The 19,046-nt window shown below is 47.1% G+C and carries 11 protein-coding genes; 3 read left to right on the forward strand and 8 right to left on the reverse strand.

The window, feature by feature from the left end; all coding sequences use genetic code 11:
- Window positions 1-501, reverse strand: coding sequence for a Crp/Fnr family transcriptional regulator (locus MHH56_RS31485; protein ID WP_339205462.1), 501 nt, complete (start codon window positions 499-501; stop codon window positions 1-3).
- 196 nt (window positions 502-697) lie between these two features.
- Between MHH56_RS31485 and MHH56_RS31490 the strand changes: the two genes are divergently transcribed.
- Complete coding sequence (locus MHH56_RS31490) at window positions 698-1,180, forward strand: HPP family protein (RefSeq protein WP_339205463.1); 483 nt, start codon at window positions 698-700, stop codon at window positions 1,178-1,180.
- Here the strand turns inward: MHH56_RS31490 and MHH56_RS31495 are convergent, their stop codons facing one another.
- The 4 genes from MHH56_RS31495 to MHH56_RS31510 all read right to left on the reverse strand — a co-directional run bounded on the left by MHH56_RS31495 (window position 1,181) and on the right by MHH56_RS31510 (window position 9,733).
- The gene (locus MHH56_RS31495) at window positions 1,181-3,478 is read right to left on the reverse strand and encodes a helicase C-terminal domain-containing protein (protein ID WP_339209781.1); all 2,298 of its coding nucleotides are present in this window, start codon (window positions 3,476-3,478) and stop codon (window positions 1,181-1,183) included.
- A gap of 219 nt (window positions 3,479-3,697) precedes the next feature.
- Window positions 3,698-4,072, reverse strand: a complete 375-nt coding sequence (locus tag MHH56_RS31500; protein ID WP_339205464.1) for a hypothetical protein — start codon at window positions 4,070-4,072, stop codon at window positions 3,698-3,700.
- A gap of 69 nt (window positions 4,073-4,141) precedes the next feature.
- On the reverse strand, window positions 4,142-5,308 hold the full coding sequence (locus tag MHH56_RS31505; protein ID WP_339205465.1) for a protein phosphatase 2C domain-containing protein: 1,167 nt from the start codon (window positions 5,306-5,308) through the stop codon (window positions 4,142-4,144).
- 1,302 nt (window positions 5,309-6,610) lie between these two features.
- Window positions 6,611-9,733: a beta-galactosidase gene (locus MHH56_RS31510; RefSeq protein WP_339205466.1), complete on the reverse strand. Its 3,123-nt coding sequence runs from the start codon at window positions 9,731-9,733 to the stop codon at window positions 6,611-6,613.
- Window positions 9,734-9,866: 133 nt separating this feature from the next.
- On the opposite strand from MHH56_RS31510, the gene MHH56_RS31515 reads away from it, so the two are divergent.
- A complete protein-coding gene (locus tag MHH56_RS31515; RefSeq protein WP_339205467.1) occupies window positions 9,867-12,200 on the forward strand; it encodes a helix-turn-helix domain-containing protein in 2,334 nt (777 codons plus the stop codon).
- An 85-nt stretch (window positions 12,201-12,285) separates the two neighbouring features.
- On the opposite strand, the gene MHH56_RS31520 is transcribed toward MHH56_RS31515, so the two are convergent.
- The 3 genes from MHH56_RS31520 to MHH56_RS31530 all read right to left on the reverse strand — a co-directional run bounded on the left by MHH56_RS31520 (window position 12,286) and on the right by MHH56_RS31530 (window position 15,907).
- A complete protein-coding gene (locus MHH56_RS31520; RefSeq protein ID WP_339205468.1) occupies window positions 12,286-13,899 on the reverse strand; it encodes an extracellular solute-binding protein in 1,614 nt (537 codons plus the stop codon).
- Window positions 13,900-14,019: 120 nt separating this feature from the next.
- Entirely contained in the window at window positions 14,020-14,931 is a 912-nt protein-coding gene (locus MHH56_RS31525; protein WP_076266323.1) for a carbohydrate ABC transporter permease, read from the reverse strand.
- A gap of 19 nt (window positions 14,932-14,950) precedes the next feature.
- Window positions 14,951-15,907, reverse strand: coding sequence for an ABC transporter permease subunit (locus MHH56_RS31530; RefSeq protein ID WP_076266324.1), 957 nt, complete (start codon window positions 15,905-15,907; stop codon window positions 14,951-14,953).
- A 387-nt stretch (window positions 15,908-16,294) separates the two neighbouring features.
- Here MHH56_RS31530 and MHH56_RS31535 point away from each other — a divergent pair, with 387 nt between their 5' ends.
- Window positions 16,295-19,042 carry an alpha-mannosidase gene (locus MHH56_RS31535; protein WP_339205470.1) on the forward strand — a complete coding sequence of 916 codons (2,748 nt, stop codon included), beginning with the start codon at window positions 16,295-16,297 and terminating at the stop codon, window positions 19,040-19,042.
- The last annotated feature ends 4 nt before the right edge of the window (window positions 19,043-19,046 follow it).

A 19,046-nucleotide genomic window follows, 5' to 3' on the forward strand; every position in this document is an offset into this window, starting at 1 on the left:
TTATCTCTGCTGCGCCCGCAGCAGACGATTGACCGTTTCACGGCGAAGGCCGATGAGCTGCCCGATCTCATCCTGTGTCAGCACATCGGTTATCGCAGTCGATCCAATATATGCTGCAAACCATTCCTGCAGCTTTCTCAGTTTATCGGCAGGCGTCACTTGTGTTAATTGATCGATTCGCTGCTGCATCATCCTCAGCTTACTTTGAAGGAGCAGTGCGATTTCAAGGCTTTTCTCCGGACTCTGCTTCAGCTCGTCGTACCATTGCTGCGGCGATACTAGATCTATCTCGCAAGCAACAAGCGCTATCGCTGTGCCGTGATAAGGCAAAGGACTAATTAACGAATGATGAGGTATGATCTCGTTCGGTACAATGATATTGACTAGAAACGGATGGCCATCTTCATGAACGCGAACAATTTTCAACAAACCGCTCCTTAAGTGAAACAACGACCCGCTTTCCCCTTGGTTGAACAACGTCTGTCCTTTATGCAGCTGCATGGTATTCTCCTTATCAGTAAGCTCAGCCGATATTATGGCTGGGCTTATTTTAATGTCTTACTACAACATAGTGTACGCTGTCATCCGAATTGACAAATATATACGATTGACGGTACAAGAACTGTGAGGGTAAAATGTAACATGCTGCGTAAAGTTAACCGTTGCAATCCACCTGGAAAGAAGGCGAGCTCACGGCATGCGTATTAGAACTTATGCAATCTGCTTATATATCATCTTGATTTACTGGGTCTCGTTACATATTCCGTATATGCATTCCTTGTTCTTCCCTACCTTGGGCGCTTTCAGCTTACTTTTCATTTCACGCCCGTTCGAGAAATCACAACTTCGCAAAATCGCACTTGGCGCTGTCTTTTCCTCATGTATCGGCTCCATACTTAATCATTGGAATCCTGGGGTACTATCGCTGCTTCTCACACTACTCATCGTTATTTTTTGCATCAATCGACTAAAATTGAACGCTCCTCCCATTTTGGCCGTTGCTCTTATTCCTTTTTTCACGCAGCCAACGCAATTGTGGGTCATTCCTTTATCCGTGTGCGGAGCGCTGCTTGGCTTGCTGGTCACCTTATCAGCTGCAGTATATATAGAGAAACGATTTGAATCATTGCCGTCACTTCTCAATCGAATAGTCAAAACGGAATCCGATTCCGTCAATTGATTATCCCTTCCACTCTTCAGGCAGAAGCCGTTGATACTGGGTCTGCAAATACCGATCGTCGATGAGCACGAGTGTGCCGCGATCGGTTTCCGAGCGGATGAGCCTTCCTCCAGCTTGCAGCACCTTGTTCATTCCCGGAAATACGTAAGCATAATCGTACCCATTCTTGCCCTGCTCGTTAAAATAATCCTTCAGCATATTGCGTTCTACACCAAGCTGCGGTAAACCTACCCCAACAACGATAACGCCGACCAATCTGTCTCCGACGAGGTCAACGCCTTCCGAGAACACGCCGCCCATCACCGCAAAACCGATCAAGGACCTCCCGCTCCCAGCCTGAAATGTACCTAAAAAACGATCCCGCTCTTCCTCTGCCATATCGGGCGTTTGCAGCAGTACCTCTGCATCCGAGGCCGCTCCTGTTGGAACAGACCATTCCTTCAGCTCCATATACGTCTCATAAACGGCATTCATGTAAGCGTAGGATGGGAAAAATACAAAATAGTTGCCCGGCCGCTCACTCATCAGCTCCATAATCAGCTTCGCTATCGGCAGCTTAGATTGATCGCGGTCATGGTACCTTGTAGAAAGCGGATTAATGACTACATCAAGCTGTTCCTTCGCAAAAGGAGACGGCACTGCGATCGTATAATCATTTTCTCCCGCTCCCAGCATGTCCATATAATACGAGACGGGAGAGAGCGTTGCAGAGAAATAGATATGCGAGCGATAACCCTTGCCCACCTGCTGCAGCAATTGAGAGGGATCAAGGCAAAACAGCTTAAGCCGAACATCGCTCTTCGAAAGCTCGATATAGACGACATAACGCTCATCAAATAACTTAGCTGTCCGCACAAAATTTTGCGCTGCAAAATAAGTATCCAGCAGCGTGCTGTCTCCGCTAACACCTATAGCTATCGCCTGTTCCGCAGCCGACGCGAATGCATCCACTAATGCGACCAGCTCCTCCGGCAGCTGCCGCTGAATCAAATGCGGCGCCCCATCGCTGCTTTTGCGCAGCGCGATGAAATAATCATTGATTGCCTTAGCGGTGCGATACCCCTCGTTATGTACGCCCTTCAGTTCACGCTGCAGCGCAAGAAACGGAGCTTTCGTCAGCTCCGCAGAGAACATCTCCCGCGCTCGATCCACAAGGTTATGCGCTTCATCCACCAGCAGCGCTGTCCGTTTCTTCATCTCCGCATACTGACGCTTAAATGAAATGCGCGGGTCAAAAATATAATTATAATCACAGACAACCGCATCCGATGCATACGCCAAATCCAGCGAAAATTCGAATGGGCAAACCTTATGCTTATGGGCATAGGCTTCGATAACAGGCCTCGTCATAATCGTTTCCTGCTCCAATATATCAAGCACGGCGCCATTAATCCGATCATAGTAGCCTTCCGCGTAAGGGCAATGCTCTTTCTCGCAGCGGACTTCCTCTTGGAAGCATATTTTATCCTTAGCTGTAATCGTCACAGCGTGCAGATGCAGCCCTTTCTCGCGCATAAATATAAGGGCGTCCTCGGCAGCCGCTCTTGTTGTCGTCCTTGCTGTCAAATAGTAAAAACGCTGCAGCATGCCTGCTCCTAACGCTTTAATCGTTGGATAGGTCGTCGATATGGTTTTCCCTATACCCGTCGGCGCTTTCGCAAACAAACGAACGCCTTCCTCAATTGATTTATAGACCGCTCCGGCAAGCTTGCGCTGCCCTGCTCGGTACGTCTCAAACGGAAAAGCAAGCCCCTTAATGCTCTCATTCCTTAGCTGCTCATGCTTGCGGAGCTGCTGCACATAGGGAGCATATCGCGCAGTAATCTCATAAACATATTGCTCCAGCTCTACGAAGCTGACTTCCCGCATGAACCGCCGCTCTTCCTCTGTCTTTGTCTGCACATAGGTAAGCTGTACACGCATTGCGGACTGTTCATGCTCCTTAGCATACATATAGGCATAAAATAGCGCCTGCGCCCAGTGGACAGGATAACCGTCCTCCGCTATACGATCCAAGTCTCCGCCAGTCGATTTGATTTCATCTACGGTCAATATCGGATCTGTCCCAAGCAGTCCATCACAGCGTCCGTCCACGACAAACAGCAGATCATCCAACTGGATATCCGCTTTGACATAGACTTCCTTCTGATCCTGCTCACCATAGGTTAGCTGTACTCTCTGATGCGCTTTAGTGCCCTCATGCATCGTATCGATGGCATTTAGCCTTACGTCGATGCTGCCGCTCAGAAATACGTATTCGACTAAGTTTCTCACCGATATCGTGACCGTATCGTTTATCAGCATATTTTCCTTCTACCGCTCCCATAAAGAACATTTGTTCCTCTATTGTAACATAAGCATCATCATCATCGCACAACAGTTATGTTTGTTATTCGCTTGGCGAAGCTACTTATCGCATGTAATAAATCGACAAATAGACGTCAATATTGTATGGAATACAACATAGACGTCTATTATGGAAGCCTTATTCTCCAGCTAATCTATTCGGATCAGTAGTTAGAGCTCTTCCGTCTCATCCTCAGGGTGATTGCCGACACCGTTCAATAGGTCAATGCCGTGGAATTCCTCACCGGGAGACGCAGGATCGATCGGACTGTCCTTCGCCATAACATCCGCATCGGGCACCGAAGCCAGCTCCTCAGAAATTTCCTCTGGCGTATCGACCTCGTCGTCCAGCCCCGCACGATTATCCAGCGAAGCAGGAATATGAGATTCAAGCACATGTGTATCGGGATGCTGCTTCTCCAACAGCTCCGATGCATGAGGCACAGCTGCGCCACTCGCATCCTCCGTAAACAAACCAAAATCAGGATCGATATCCTTTTCCGTTGCTAAGCTTTTAGCATGCCGCACATCATGTTCATTATCCATTATAAAGGCCTCCTTCTTCATATCACCTACCTTATACTACCCACTATCTGGGCGTTTCTAACCATAAGCCTACACACAAGCTAATATGGCTATCGTTGCGTTATCCTGGTAAGGCCTTTGTTCTGCAAGCACATGCTGCAAAATAAACGCTGCGGCAAGCGGAGGATATAAGCACGACGCCTCCTCCAGCAGCTTATCTGATAAGTCGTCATAGAGCCCGTCACTGCACAATATAACTAGATCGCCCATCAAAAGGTGCAGCGGCTCTTGATTGGCATCGATTTCTGTTATGCGAGGGATACCTAAATAACTTGTTAACAAATGGCGCTCCGGGTGCGTCTCGGCTTCCTCCTGTGTTAGATTGCCCGCCAAAACATACTCCCGTAACCGATTCGCATAAATATGATCCCTCGTTAGCGGCAGGAGCACTCCGCCTCGAAACAAATAAATACGGCTGTCGCCGGCAGATATCCAGTACAGCTCTCCTTGATGGATGACGGTCGCAATAAGCGTCGTTCCGACACTCCATTCCAGTTCATGACTTAGCGCCATCTCATATACAGCTTGATTGGCAAGATGCAGTGACTGCTCCAATGCCCGCGGGATAGACTCCTCTGCTGATTTGGCTATATATTCATTCAGCAGCGTTTGCACGGCAAGCTGCCCCGCCTCCTTCCCCATAGCGTAGCCGCCCATGCCATCCGCAAGCACAGCAAGCACACCGTGACGCTCAATAGCTTCTTCATCATCGAGTGACGAGAAGCCATAAGCATCCTGCTGCTCCTCACGCTCGCCAATATGCTGTGCATGACCGGTAATGACCTTCATCGTGATGACAGCATTACGGCTATTCGATATTAACTCAGCGGCAGCGTTTGCGGCTCCAACGATCTGCTCGATTGAAGGTGTTTTTAGAGGGACGGGTGGCGGCTCCCATGCAGGCGTTACGGCAACCCCTGGCCTTGACTCCGTCTCCGCTCCAGCGGCTTCAACCACTCCATGGCTGCGATTGCTTATGCGGCTGTTGCCAGCTGGCAGATCGAATACAATAATCAGGATTAGCAGGGCCCCAAACCCGATCATGCCAATTGCGATCGCTATCTCAATAATCTCTCCTTGCTCACTAGTCCACAGCTGTTCCAGCTGCTTATCCGGAATCGCCGCTACTCCGATATAGACGATTACAAGCAGCAATAAAACAATAGCCAAACCTTCAATGATCCCTCTTCTGTTCATTAGATCCCCGCCTCGCCTCAGCTTGTCACCCACCATCTACCATTTTATTTGCGTTAGCAGCGATTTATGCCGAAACCATAAGTAGCAAACGTGCATAATAAGCAACTTCTTAGACGGAAAGGAACCGATGCACAAAAAGATGGTGCTATTCAAAAAGGTAAGAAGCCATGGGACATGCCCTCATCCGCCTCTGCTCCTCACAACTAAAATAGATCTAAAATATAGGCTTATTTTCATCAAACGCTGCCATTAATCAAAAATAGAGCTAGAAAGTAGACTTATACTTCCTCATTATCAGCAAATCAGCATGATTTGGAGCCAATTCAGCCAAAATAGAGATAAAATATAGGCTTAGTTCCATCAAACGACCCCATTATTCAAATATAGAGCTAGAAAGTAGGCTTAAACTTCCACATCATCAGCAATCATCATGATTTAGAGCCGTTTTAGCGAAAATAGAGCTAAATTATAGTCCTATTTTCATCAAATAGCCCCATTGATCAAAGATAGAGCTAGAAAGTAGTCTTATGCTATCCCATCACCAGCAAATCAGCATGATTTAGAGCTGTTTCAGCCAAAATAGAGCTAAAATATAGTCCTATTTCCATCAAACAACCCCATTGATCAAAGATAGAGCTAGAAAGTAGTCTTATTTTCCCATCACCAGCAAATCAGCATATTTTAGAGCCGTTTCAGCGAAAATAGAGCTAAAACATATGCTTATTTTCAACAAACAAGCCCATTATTCAAAAATAGAGCTAGAAAGTAGTCTTATACTTCCTCATCAACAGCAATCAGCATGTTATAGAGCCATTTCAGCAAAAATAGAACTAAAATATAGTCTTATTTTCATCAAACGCCCCTATTGATTAAAAATAGAACTAGAAATTAGTCTTATACTTCCCCATCACCCGCAAATCAGCATGATTTTGAGCCGTTTCAGCCAAAATAGAACTAAAATTTAGGCTTATTTTCATCAAACAAGCCACTTAATAAAAATTAGGACTAGAAATTAGTCTTAAACGTCCGCATCACCCGCAAATCAGCATGATTTGGAGCCGTTTCAGCGAAAAAAGAGCTAAAATATAGGCTTATTTTCTTCAAAAACTGCCATGAATCAAAAATAGAGCTAGAAACTAGGCTTATGTTTGTTTAACTGAGCACAGTTAAAATTAGTGAAGCTGTTTTTTTGAAAACAACCACCTAAAATGAAACAGAGGCTGTTCCAAAAGTAGATTTACCTACCTTTGAAGCAGCCTCTCGATAAACTTTGCAGTTGTCTAAGCTAATAATCTTGCTACATCACTCAACGATAATATCGCGATAGGACGCCAGCACATTGCCTTCCAAATCCGTCGCAAATAGAACCGAGCGTTCACTCTCCAGCACGAAGCTGTAGCTCTTGTTGATTTTTGCATCACGCACAGTAACAGGACAATCCGTACCCGCTTCCGAGATAAAAGTATACAGGCTTCCTTGCTTAAATTGCAGCTTGCTGCCAAAGATCCCCGGGTGGTCTCCGCCTGCTTCCCATACGATGCCTGGCTTCAAATCCTCAGCCTCATGCAGCGCAGCCTCATAAAGTGCAATGAGTGTATCCGTACGCTCGTTAAGCTCCAACGGCAGCGGGCACCACATGACTTTGCCTAATCCGTGGGCTATGGTACGAACGGTTGAAATGCCATCCGAATAGCTTCCGCTGCTGTCCAAAGCAATTTCTTTGTTCAGCTCGCCAATCTTCTTGCCTGCGAAAGAAGCTTTGAAGGTACGCTCGCCAATTTGCAGCATTTCTTCCCGCGATATATTGCTTAAACGATACGGTCCCACAATCGATTCCGCCCGTGAGGTTGGCTTCCAATATTCGTCCAGCCCAATTGGACCTGTGAAGAGCAGTGTGCCTCCATGCGCTTCAACATGCCCAAGCAGCTCCGTCAGTGCAGCATCACTGAAATTGTGTGCGCTCGGAACGATAATGAGCTTCGGCTTGTCGCGCTGCAAGGTTTCCAAGTGAAACTCTCCAATGCCGCGATGCGGAAGCTTCATTTCGTAGCCCAGCACACGAGTTAAGTTTCCTGTCGCTTCGCAAGCAAAACGGCGGCTGGAGAAATCATTGGAGTAAGGAAACACTACCACAATCTCCTCTAGCTGGCGTTCCTCAAACATGCTCGAAATCCGCCCAATAAATTTGCCAAAATCATAGGATACATCCGCTTCCGGCTTTTGTGTCCCGTCAGCCCGCAGTGCACCGATATTCGACTCGCAAACGTTGTCCATGAAATAGTTTGTATTCCACAGCCACTGCACCGCACCTGCGCCGCCTGCGGCAAAAGCATATGCATATTTGCGCTCCAAGATGTTCCTCAGCTCTTCCTCTGAACGCTTCGCCCGGTTATCCGGCATTTCCACATACATAATGCCCGTTTCTTGAATCAAGGTCGGCTTGCTAGGATCTTTGCCATATACACTGTCCCATAGCAGCCTGTCATTCAGCCACCAAGTGTGTACGGTTGTGTAATCTACGCTTTCCGCATAAATTAGCGGAGAAGGACGCGGCCCCATGCCAAGCGCCTCGTCTTGGCCAACGGTCACGAGCTGACGCGGGGAAATGGCATGAATCGTTGCCGTAAGCTCCAAGGCCCAGCGGTTATGCATATCCATCGAAAACCGTGTATAGTCCAGCCAGCGCGTATTTTTCTTCAGCTTCTTCACGTCTTGAATATCAAACGCGATGTCCGTTTGCTCCGGCAAGGTGACCGCTTCAAAGTCCGGCAGCTCTGTGCTCGTCATATTCCACCGCGCCTGCAGCTTGCCAATCGATGCGTGCCGCTGCTTTAGCCAATTCACATAGGCTGCTTTTTCAAAAGGATCATGCATGGAGCGAGGCCCTGAGAAAATGCGCATATGATCAAATAATGAAGGCTCATTGATCAAATCCCACTGTACATTAGAAGTGTGTTTATGCCTGGATACGATCGCTGCAATAAACCGTTTTTGTGCTTGTACGCTTCTCGGATCGAGATACGGGTTTTTGCCTTCCCAAGCTTCGGGAGCAAAGGCGAAAAAGCTGAAGGTCATTTCAATCTCATGTTTAGCCGCTGTCAAAATAAAAGCATCTACAGCTCTGAGCAGCTCTTCCGATGCATGTCCATCCTCGAACATAAGATGCCGCCACGCCGTCCATAAACCGGTACGAATCAGGTTGATGCCCGCTTCCTTCATCGTCGCCATATCTTGATCCCAGATCGCAGCATTTGGCATAGACACGAATTTCCGGCCAACATCCGAGGTCATATACGTCATTCCTACAATAGGGAAGGGCTCGCCATTTTTCTCAAAATAATCCCGACCAACTGCAAGCGGCGTACCTCTCTCCAGCAAATCGCGGTCATACCCCCAGAAGCCCTGCCGCAGTACTCTTTTTTCTCCGCTTTCAGCTTCGGCTTCACATACGATCTCATACAAACCAGGCTCAATAGAGAACGGTACACTAAAACTCATATACTCGATTTCGCTTCCAACGCTCACGCTCAACCGATGCTCCCATACCGCCTTAGCCTCTCCTTGCTTATAAATAGAAATAGCCATCGACCAGTTCTCTTGCTTGCCGCTTTGCTTATAGCCGTATGCCGCTTTAATCTGCTGTGCTTGAAGCGTCAGATGCGGTCTCTCTGCTTCATAATAAACCGCGTAGCTCGGCTTAATCCAAAGCTCAGTCACACCCCTCGCACAAAATGCCGCCCATTCTGCAAGAGCATCCGCACCTGCGCCCGACCAGAAACGGTCAGTCAGCTGTTGATTCACAAACAACCAGCGTCCGCCTGCAAAATCGCCCTTGTTATGCTCGATCAGAACGACAGGAGCCGATACCTCCCGGCCGCCTGCAGACATTCCCTTCAGAAGCGGGCGAATGTGTGCATTCATCGGTCCCTGCGAGCCCGTAGCCTGATTCAGCTGATCCCGCTCATGCGTCACATGCAAAATAAGGCCAAACGTAGGTTCAATCGTGAACAAATGCTCCTTGCCCTGCAGCAAAGGCAGCTCCTGATTGTGGCACAATGCAGTTGACCGCGTATGATCGACAGCAAGTGCCTCATGAATAAATAGTTCCTGATGGTACGCTGTCATCTCCTGCTCGACGTCCCACTGCTCGCCATCCCGGCTCACCGGCTGTTTAAAAGGGGCTCCGCCTGCATGAATCAATCCCCCGCCCCGCTTTACAAAAGCGAGTATTTCCGGCCATGATGCTTTCGGAAAATACGATCCGTGCAAATGAACGAGGCAGTCTACCCCGTCTTCTTTAAGAGCTGCTGACAATCCTTCCGCATCGGTTACTTTAAACAGACTATTCAGCTTTTGAAGTGCCTCTGTATCTGGCGCACAGCCTTCTAACGGAAAAGTAGGGTCATAAAATAGTACTGCTTTCATGGTTCTCGCTCCTATCATTTCTCTATTGTTTATGGATCTTTACTTTCCATGATCCGCTATTTATTGCATAATGGAAGACTAAGCATCATGATTGAACATGGATTACAATTACGTACTGGAGGCGAACACAGTCGTGTCAAAGCTCACAAATAAGTCAACTTCGTTGTCACGAGCCAAAATAAATTGGAATCATTTGAAATCAAGCTTACTTCTGAAATACGCCTTGTCGTACATACTTATCTTCCTAATCCCTTTGACCGGAGTTACCATATTCGTTTATGAAAACGCAGTCACTGGTCTTCGCTCAGAGATAGAACAGTCCAATGTGAATCAATTGAATCAAGTGAAAATGACGATTGATGACCGGATGAGAGAGCTTCAGGAAATCGCCAGCAAAATAGCCTACGACGAGCAATTAACGCCTTATATGGTTCGTGATCCCTATTTCGGCTGGGAAGCTATTCGTCAACTTTCTACCTACAAAGCCAACAGCAGCATTTTGGAAGATTTATTCCTATATTTCCATGATGATTCTACTATTTACTCATCTCGCGGCCTTACCAATGTAGATGTTTTATTCAGCCAAACCTATCAGTTTAATCAAGTGAGTAAAGAGGGTTTACTTCATGACCTAAATGAAGCCAAAGGTCCGATTATGCGTCCTGCTGAGCAGGTCAACGTTAACTATCGCAAGGAATCTATGCTTACTCTGCTCGTTCCGATTATGCCAAATGATCCTTTTCCTTATGGAACCGTTGTCTATTTGATGGAAGAGTCCAAGCTGACCGGAGTCATGGATTCCATCCTCAACAACTTTTCCGGCAGCAGCTATATCTTTGATCAGGACGGCAAAATGCTGACGGCCAATAATCATGGAGCAAGCATGCCGCAGGGTGACTTAGCTATCCTCTCTGCTTTGCAGCCAGGCATTCACAGCCTGACACTGAACGGCGAGAAGCAGTCTGTTGTTGCTGTGCTATCGCAAGAGAATGGATGGACTTACGTCGCCGCAATGCCGAGCCATCAATTTTTCAGCCGTGTCGTTCACATTCAGACTCTAATTCTGCTTGTATTCAGTATCGTCGTACTGACGGGCATTGCCGCAGCTATGTTATTGGCCAAGCGTCAATACCATCCCATTAAAGATTTAATGGAGTTCGCCAAACAAAAGAGCAAAAGCACTGCATTAGATTCAGCAAAAATCAGCAACGAATGGGATTGGATCAAGCAGACCATTCATGATTATAATGCTCGAATAGATATACAGGTGCCTTATGTCCGCAATCAATGCTTGCTGCTTCTACTCAAGCATGGCAAGCCTGACGACCCAGAGATCGAGCAGCTAGTCTTGGATGCAGGACTTGAGCTTCCGCAGGGGCAAGGGTATTATTTCTCTGTTATTTTGGCTTGGAATGCTTCCAATACGGGCGAAAATTCCCGTCAGGAACGCCAGCAGATGCAGGAAATGCTCCATGAATTGGAGCTGCCGGATCTCCATTCGCGAGTTTATGGGATCGAGTTCTCCCCAGCAGAGCAATTTGCGTTCATGGTTAGCCTTGTACCATCAGAGTCCGTACCATTGCAGGAGCAGATTGAACAAATCGTTGAGTCCATAAAGCTCATGATTATGGAAAACTCGCAGCTGCTGCCATCGCTAGGAGTTGGTACGCCATACGAGAATCTGGCAGAGCTTAATCAATCCTTTATCGAAGCGGCTACCGCGCTGGAATTCCGATTGGCAGGCGGTAATGGCCATGTCACTTACTTTGAACACTTGGCAGAGCTCAGCTCGCCTGATACAGAGACCTTCTGGATCTCCAAAAAATCGCTGCTCAAGCTAGAGCAAAGCTTAAAGCAAGGAAACGCAATCGTAGCCAGACAAATGATTAGCAGCATCATCCTTGATATGAAAAACGAGTCATTATCGGTATCCTTACTGCGCTGCTTTTGCTATGACCTGCTGAATGCCTTACTGCGGGCAGCCTCTGAAATGGGCATGCACAGCGTTATTCAGCATATTTCTGCCTTGGCAACCTTCGATACACTCGAAGAAACCGAACAAAAGCTGAACAGGCTTGCCGAACAAATTTGCGACCAGGTGGAACGAAATACCGAGACCGAGCAGCATTCTTTAATGGACGATATCGTAGCGTACGTGGATCAGCAATATGCGGATTACACGCTCAGCCTGGAGCATATCGCCTTGAAATACGCGATCTCCACTTCCTATTTGAGCCGCAGCTTTAAAGAAAAAACTGGCCTCAACTTTTCACAATATATTTCGCGCTGCCGTATGGATGAGGTCATGCGCCTGCTGCTGAGCACCGATGCTCCACTTAAAGACATTATTGAGCAAGTCGGATACTTGGATACACCGAACTTTATTCGTAAATTTAAGAAAGAAACAGGCCTTACCCCTGGGCAATACCGTAAGCTTAATGCTCCCGAAGTCCACCATGTGGAGTAAATCCCATCATTGTCATCATGCTCATAATCAAAGCCAACTCTTAAGCACCGTTCCCGGTGCAAGAGCTGGCTTATTTACTTGGATGTTAGCTCGTTTTCCAGCGGTCGTATGCCGTCTGATAAATCTCCGCCATCCGTTCTCCACCCATTTTCTTGATCGTACCAACGTATTTATCCCAACCGCTAATCGAATCTTGACCTGTAATAAACTTAGCTTCCATTTGCATAACATACGTGCTTAGGTCAGAGCGAAGCTTTGTAACCTCAGCCGACTCTTCTGCAGTTAAGAACAAAGCTGGAAATGGAACTCTTGCACCGCGATCCAACAGCTTTTCCTTATTTTCCTTGGTTACCCACTCATCGAACTCTGTTTTCAAGCCCTTTGTAAGGTCATCACTAATCACCATAGGCGCAGCAATACCATAGTTAGGCGTAAGTGTTGAGCGGTATTCCTCACGATCGCCGCCGCCTGGAACAGGCAGCCATTCCTTCGTCATTGAAGCTTTGTCTGTGTATTTCCAGAGCGTACCTTCAGGTCCTTTGTCAAACAGCATTGCTCCATCATAGGAGTACAAATAATCGACCCAACGCATCGATGCTTCCGGCGCTTTGTTGCTGCTCGTAATGGCGAAGGCGCCTGTTGAATAACCTCTATTTTTTGCAATTGCAGGAGCTGCTACCATATCGCTCTTCACAGGGCTGAACAGCACGTCTTCTGTGTCTGGCTCGCCGCCGAGTGTAAAGTATGCATGCCACTCCGAGAACAATCCGACTTGATTGTTTTTAGCTTTTGCTTTCTTCTGATCATCCGTTTGAGAGAAGGACTCATGATCGAGCAGTTCCTCACTCCAAAGACGATTCATGTATTCCAGGTACGCCTTGTAAGGCTCTTCCATAGGCGTATAGTGAACAACATCCTTGTCATCTACATAAATTTCTTCCTCATATGCGCCAAACGCTCCTAGAATCCACGTCCGCAAATCTCTCATCTTCGAGGAGGAAGCGAGTGGAATTTCATCTTTTTGGCCATTGCCGTTCGGATCCTCTTCTTTGACCCGCTTCAAATAAGTGTACAATTCCTCCGTTGTTTCAGGAATTTTCTTAATATCAAGCGCTTTCAGAAAGTCGCCGTTATACCAAAGCGGATTGCGGTACCATGGCTGGTTTAAATCAAATCTTGGCAATGAGTAGATATGCCCGTCCGGTGCTGTGATGGATTTACGAATATCCGGGTAAGCCTCAAGCAGCTTCTTCACATTCGGTGCATATTCGTCAATAAGGTCTTCTAGTGGAATAAGAATGCCTTGTCCACCATAATTAAGCTCCTCAGCCTGAGTTAGCTTAGCGCCAAACAATACATTAGGATAATCGCCGCTTGCAAAAACTAGATTTTTTTTCGTATCAAAGCTGTCTCTAGGCGCATTCAAATACTCAAATTTAATGCCCGTCAATTTCTCCATTTCGTCCATTACCGGCATGTCATTCCAGTTCTGAATACCGATGTCCGGCGCCATTAGCGTCAAGGTAAGCTTCTCATTAACGATTGGAAAACCTTCCTTATTCACGTTTGCAGCTGCTCCTGCTCCCGCTCCAGTCGTATTTCCTTTTTCCTTGTCGCCGTTCGAGCCGCAGCCTGCAAGCAATGTAACCGTCATCACACCTGCAAGCAGCAAGGACGCTGCTTTACTTGATTTGTACATTTTTAAATCCTCCCTTTTTTTCTTCTATACTATTTAAATGATGCTATATAATAAGCGAAGGAATGATTTCCTTCGTCCATTATCTCACAAAGTCCTTCGGAAAAGCTCCGAACAAGGCAACTAACCCTTTACAGAGCCAATCATGACGCCTTGTACGAAGTAACGCTGCAAAAACGGATAAACGGCAATGATCGGAAGCGTCGATACAATAATGACTGCATATTTGACCAAAGAAGCCGCATCTGCCTTGGAATTCATCGCCATTGCTACTTCACCGCTAACCGCGGCACCTGTAGTCTCTGCTGTCATTTCCTGCAGCACAAGAATTTGACGCAAAATCATTTGAAGCGGATATTTCGCCTCGTCATTCAAATAAATCAATGCAGAGAAATAACTATTCCAATGACCTACTCCATAGAAGAGAGCCATAACCGCAATAATCGGTGAGGATAGCGGTAAAATAATACGGACAAATAGCTTCAAGTTCGTACAGCCATCCATATGTGCAGCCTCTTGCAGCTCCTTCGGAATCGTAGACTGGAAAAAGGTTCTCGCCACGATGATATTCCATACTGAAGCAGCGACTGGCAAAATAAGCGCACCCATGCTGTTAATGAGGCCTAGGTTTTTAATTAACAAGTAGCTTGGCACAAGGCCACCGCTGAAGAACATCGTAACTAGAATGATGCCCATGAACAGCTTGCGCCCGATGAAATCGGTTCTGCTCAGCGCATAGGCAGCAGGCAGGGTAACGACTAGATTGAGCAGCGTACCCACGACCGTGTAAATGATCGTATTGAGATATCCGTTCCAAACCTTCGCGTTATCGAATACCAGCTTGTACCCTTCCCACGTAATCCCCTTCGGAAACAGCCACATTTCGCCTGAATTGACGTATTTCGGATCACTTATCGAAGCGCTGACCATATAGAGCACCGGGTACAACACAACGATTAACGCTAGTAGCAAATAAATATAGTTCAAAATGAGAAACAGCTTATCGCCTTTTGATTCTTTTACTGCTGTAACCATACGTTTCTGCTCCTCCTTCCTACCAAAGACTGGTTTCGCTTGTGCGTTTCGCAATTTTGTTGACCATGATAAGCAAAAGCGCATTCACGACTGAATTGAACAAGCCCACGGCTGTAGAGAAGCTATACTGTGCATCTACTAGCCCGGTTCGGTAAACAAATGTAGAAATGACATCCGATGACCCCATATTTAATGGATTTTGCAGCAGCAAAATTTTCTCGAAGCCAACGCCCAAAATATTGCCCATGTTCAAAATCAATAAAATAGTGATGGTCGGTACAATCGTCGGCAAGTTGATGTGCAGCACTCGTTTGAAACGGCTTGCGCCATCGACGATAGCTGCCTCATGAAGCTGAGGGTCTACGCCAGACAATGCTGCAAGATAAATAATTGTCCCCCACCCTGCGCTTTGCCACACGCCTGATAAGACGTACACCGTCTTAAACCATTTTGGATCCGTAAGATAAGCAGCCGGCTCCAAGCCAACCAGCTCGATTAGCCTCACAAGCATTCCCGATGACGGCGACAAGAAAGTGATAATCATCCCGGCCATAACAACGACAGAAATAAAATGCGGTGCATAAGTAACCGTTTGCACAGTTTTCTTAAAGTAGCCGTTCTTAATTTCGTTAAATGCTAACGCTAGAATAATGGGCAGCGGAAAACCGATGGCCAGTTCATATAAGCTAATGCTGAACGTATTCCACAATAAGTCCCAAAAATAATAGGAGTTAAAAAATCTCTCAAAATGCTCGAAGCCTACCCACGGACTTCCCATAATGCCTTTTGTCGGAATGAAGTTCTTGAAAGCAATCTGGATACCGTACATCGGACCATAATGGAAGATAAGAAAGTACAGCATGACAGGAGTCATAAATAAGTAGAGCTCCCAGTTTTGCAGCATCTTTTTTGCGAGCGACTTGTTTCCGCTTGTCTTCTTGTTTAATGGAACAGCTTGCAATTCGTTTCCTTCCATCTCTCTCGAATCCTCCTCTCTCTATGTTGTTATTCGCAGCTTCACTCTACCGGCAACCGGCATTGTAATTGACTAGCGCTTACATTCCAAATTGTAGTCATTTTCACCATCAACGGTAAATATGTATGATCTGCATTGTCATTCGAAAACGCCGTAACCATAGGGTTTTACAGGCTTTTCGCAATGACAGTTGTCCTATTTTTGCTCATCAGAACGCTCTTAATGTGTTAGATATGCTGTCCGAAAATGGGGTGCAAGTGATACATATTGTGCTTTGCGGATAAATGTGTGAACCTTTCTTACGAATGCCTGCTTCTGAACAGCCGTTATCAATTAACCCTTATGAACACGCATACAATTCCAATCCAATTCAGGAGGCTTTTGACCGTGACAAACAAAACCGCCCATCTTATTTCGCACACGCACTGGGACCGCGAATGGTACATGCCTTACGAATACCACCATACGCTGCTTGCAGAGCTAATGAACGATTTGCTTCGCATCTTGGAAGAGGATGACAGCTTCCGCAGCTTTCATCTGGACGGACAGACGATCATTATTGAAGACTATCTGCAGATTCATCCTGAGAAAAGAGAAGTGCTCGAGAAATACATTCGAGAAGGCCGAATTATTATCGGCCCATGGTATGTGCTGCAGGATGAATTTCTGACAAGCTCCGAGGCGAATGTCCGCAACTTGTTAATTGGGCATCAAGACGCTGCTTATTATGGCGTTATTTCAAAGCTTGGATATTTCCCCGATTCCTTCGGCAATATGGGGCAGGCTCCACAAATGCTGAAGCAAGCAGATATTGATACCGCTGTGTTTGGACGGGGCGTTAAGCCGACCGGCTTCGATAATATGGTCGGCGAAACGACCGGCTCCAGCTATGAATCTCCATATTCAGAAATGCACTGGACCTCTCCGGACGGTTCGTCCGTGCTGGGACTGCTATTTGCCAACTGGTACAACAACGGGATGGAAGTGCCGACAGATCCAGAAGAAGCGAAAGCCTATTGGATCAAACGGCTTGGCGATGCCAGTAAATACGCTTCTACGCCAGAGCTTCTATTCATGAACGGCTGTGATCATCAACCTGTTCAAACCAACTTATCCGAGGGCATTCGCACGGCAAGCGAGCTTTTCCCGGACGTCAACTTTGTTCATTCCAGCTTTGAGCAATATATCGAAGCATTAAAGGGACAGCTGACTTCCCATTTGACGACAGTTGAGGGGGAGCTTCGCAGCCAGCACACAGACGGATGGAGCACGCTCGTCAATACGGCTTCCACTCGGGTTTATTTGAAGCAGCTCAATCAGCGGGGACAAACCTTACTGGAGAAAGGCGCTGAGCCTTTAGCTGCACTTGCACATCTTGTCGGCGGCCAAAGCTATCCGCATCAGCTATTAACCTATGCTTGGAAGACGCTTATGCAAAATCATCCTCATGACAGTATTTGCGGCTGCAGCGTAGACGAAGTGCATCAAGAAATGGTGACGCGATTCGATAAGAGCCGCCATACGGCCGAATCCATTATAGCGGAGAGCCTGAGTGCAATTGCGGGACAGATCGATACAAGCGGGGTTAAAGCATGGGGAGAATCCAGCGTGCCGGTTACTATTTTTAACATGACGGGTTGGGAGCGCAGCGGCACAGTAAGCGCGGAACTCATCGTTGCCAAAGCTTATTTCAAGGAAGGGCCTAACCCTGCTGCCATTGCTGAACGGCTTGAGAAGCTCCCGCTTCATTTGGAGAATGGGGCTCTGCTGGATGACGAGGGTTGTGCGATTGCTGCCAAAGTGGAGGATTTAGGCGTTCATTTCGGTTATGAGCTGCCGAAGGATAAATTCCGCCAGCCTTATATGGCTCGCAAAATAAAGTTAACGTTTGAAGCAAGCCGAGTTCCGGCACTTGGCTTCAAAACATATGCTTGGCATAAATCCGCTGCAGCCCCGGCTTTAGCGCCTAACAGATCACTAATCGCCAGCCCAAGCGGCATGGAAAATCAATATATTGCTGTAAGCTTTGAAGCAGACGGCTCATATAATTTAACGGATAAAGTAACCGGGAAGACATTTCAAGGACTTGGCATTTACGAGGATTGCGGCGACATTGGCAATGAATATGTATTCCGTCAGCCTGAGGGAGAACAGCCTCTTACAACCAAGGGTATTCCGGCAACGATAACCCTTGTTGAGAATGAAGCTTATCGGGTCACGTACGAGATTGTCCATGAATGGGCAATTCCAGCCAGAGCTGATGATACTTTCACCACTGAAAAACGAAAAATGGTACGTTTCCGCGATCGGCAGGCCCAACGAGTCGAGCATATGGTGCCGATGCGCATCGTCACTCGCGTTAGCCTAGAGCAGTCCGGCAGAGGGCTGCAGCTGGAGGCATCCTTCAATAATCAGGCCAAGGATCATCGCCTTCGCGTATTGTTCCCTACTGGGCTGAAGTCGGACAAGCATTTGGCTGACTCGATCTTCGAGGTCGCTTCCCGTGATACGACGCCAGCGGAGGAGTGGATAAATCCAAGCAATGCCCAGCATCAACATGCATTTGTTAGTGTGTCCGACGGCGAACACGGCTTAAGTGTCGCTAATAAAGGTCTTAACGAATACGAAGTGCTTCGTGATGGATCTAATACCATAGCGATTACGCTTCTCCGTTCTGTTTCTGAGCTGGGAGATTGGGGAGTATTCCCGACACCAGAGGCGCAGTGCCTTGGCGAGCATACCGTAGAGTTCTCCCTATTCCCGCATGCCGGCGATGCTATTTCTTCGGAGGCATTTGTGGAAGCTTACCAATTCCAAGCGCCTTGGTTCCACCTGCAAACCGGAAATCAACAAGGCTCGCTCCCGGCAACCTATGAGCCACTGAAGTGGGAAGGCAAAGGGTTCGCTTTGTCCGCCTTTAAAGTATCGCAGCAAAGCGGCGATGTCATTATTCGTTGGTACAACCTCGCGGGCGAGCCGCATGAGCTGGCGTTTGAAGCTAATTTTGGCGTAGATCATATTTATCAAAGCGATATTTTGGAACGCCGCCAAGAGGCCGCGAGCATTCAGAACAGCCCTGTACGCCAAACCATTGGAAAAGCAAAAATTATAACCTACTCATTACAATTGAACTAATCAG

Origin of the sequence: Paenibacillus sp. FSL K6-3182 (assembly GCF_037976325.1) — a bacterium.
Taxonomy (GTDB): domain Bacteria; phylum Bacillota; class Bacilli; order Paenibacillales; family Paenibacillaceae; genus Pristimantibacillus.

What these genes read in the sequence shown, in the direction of transcription:
- MHH56_RS31510 (WP_339205466.1), bottom strand. Translation starts at nt 9,733, where the DNA reads ATGAAAGCAGTACTATTTTATGACCCTACTTTTCCGTTAGAAGGCTGT.
- MHH56_RS31530 (WP_076266324.1), bottom strand. Translation starts at nt 15,907, where the DNA reads ATGGAAGGAAACGAATTGCAAGCTGTTCCATTAAACAAGAAGACAAGC.
- MHH56_RS31505 (WP_339205465.1), bottom strand. Translation starts at nt 5,308, where the DNA reads ATGAACAGAAGAGGGATCATTGAAGGTTTGGCTATTGTTTTATTGCTG.
- MHH56_RS31485 (WP_339205462.1), bottom strand. Translation starts at nt 501, where the DNA reads ATGCAGCTGCATAAAGGACAGACGTTGTTCAACCAAGGGGAAAGCGGG.
- MHH56_RS31500 (WP_339205464.1), bottom strand. Translation starts at nt 4,072, where the DNA reads ATGGATAATGAACATGATGTGCGGCATGCTAAAAGCTTAGCAACGGAA.
- MHH56_RS31520 (WP_339205468.1), bottom strand. Translation starts at nt 13,899, where the DNA reads ATGTACAAATCAAGTAAAGCAGCGTCCTTGCTGCTTGCAGGTGTGATG.
- MHH56_RS31525 (WP_076266323.1), bottom strand. Translation starts at nt 14,931, where the DNA reads ATGGTTACAGCAGTAAAAGAATCAAAAGGCGATAAGCTGTTTCTCATT.
- MHH56_RS31490 (WP_339205463.1), top strand. Translation starts at nt 698, where the DNA reads ATGCGTATTAGAACTTATGCAATCTGCTTATATATCATCTTGATTTAC.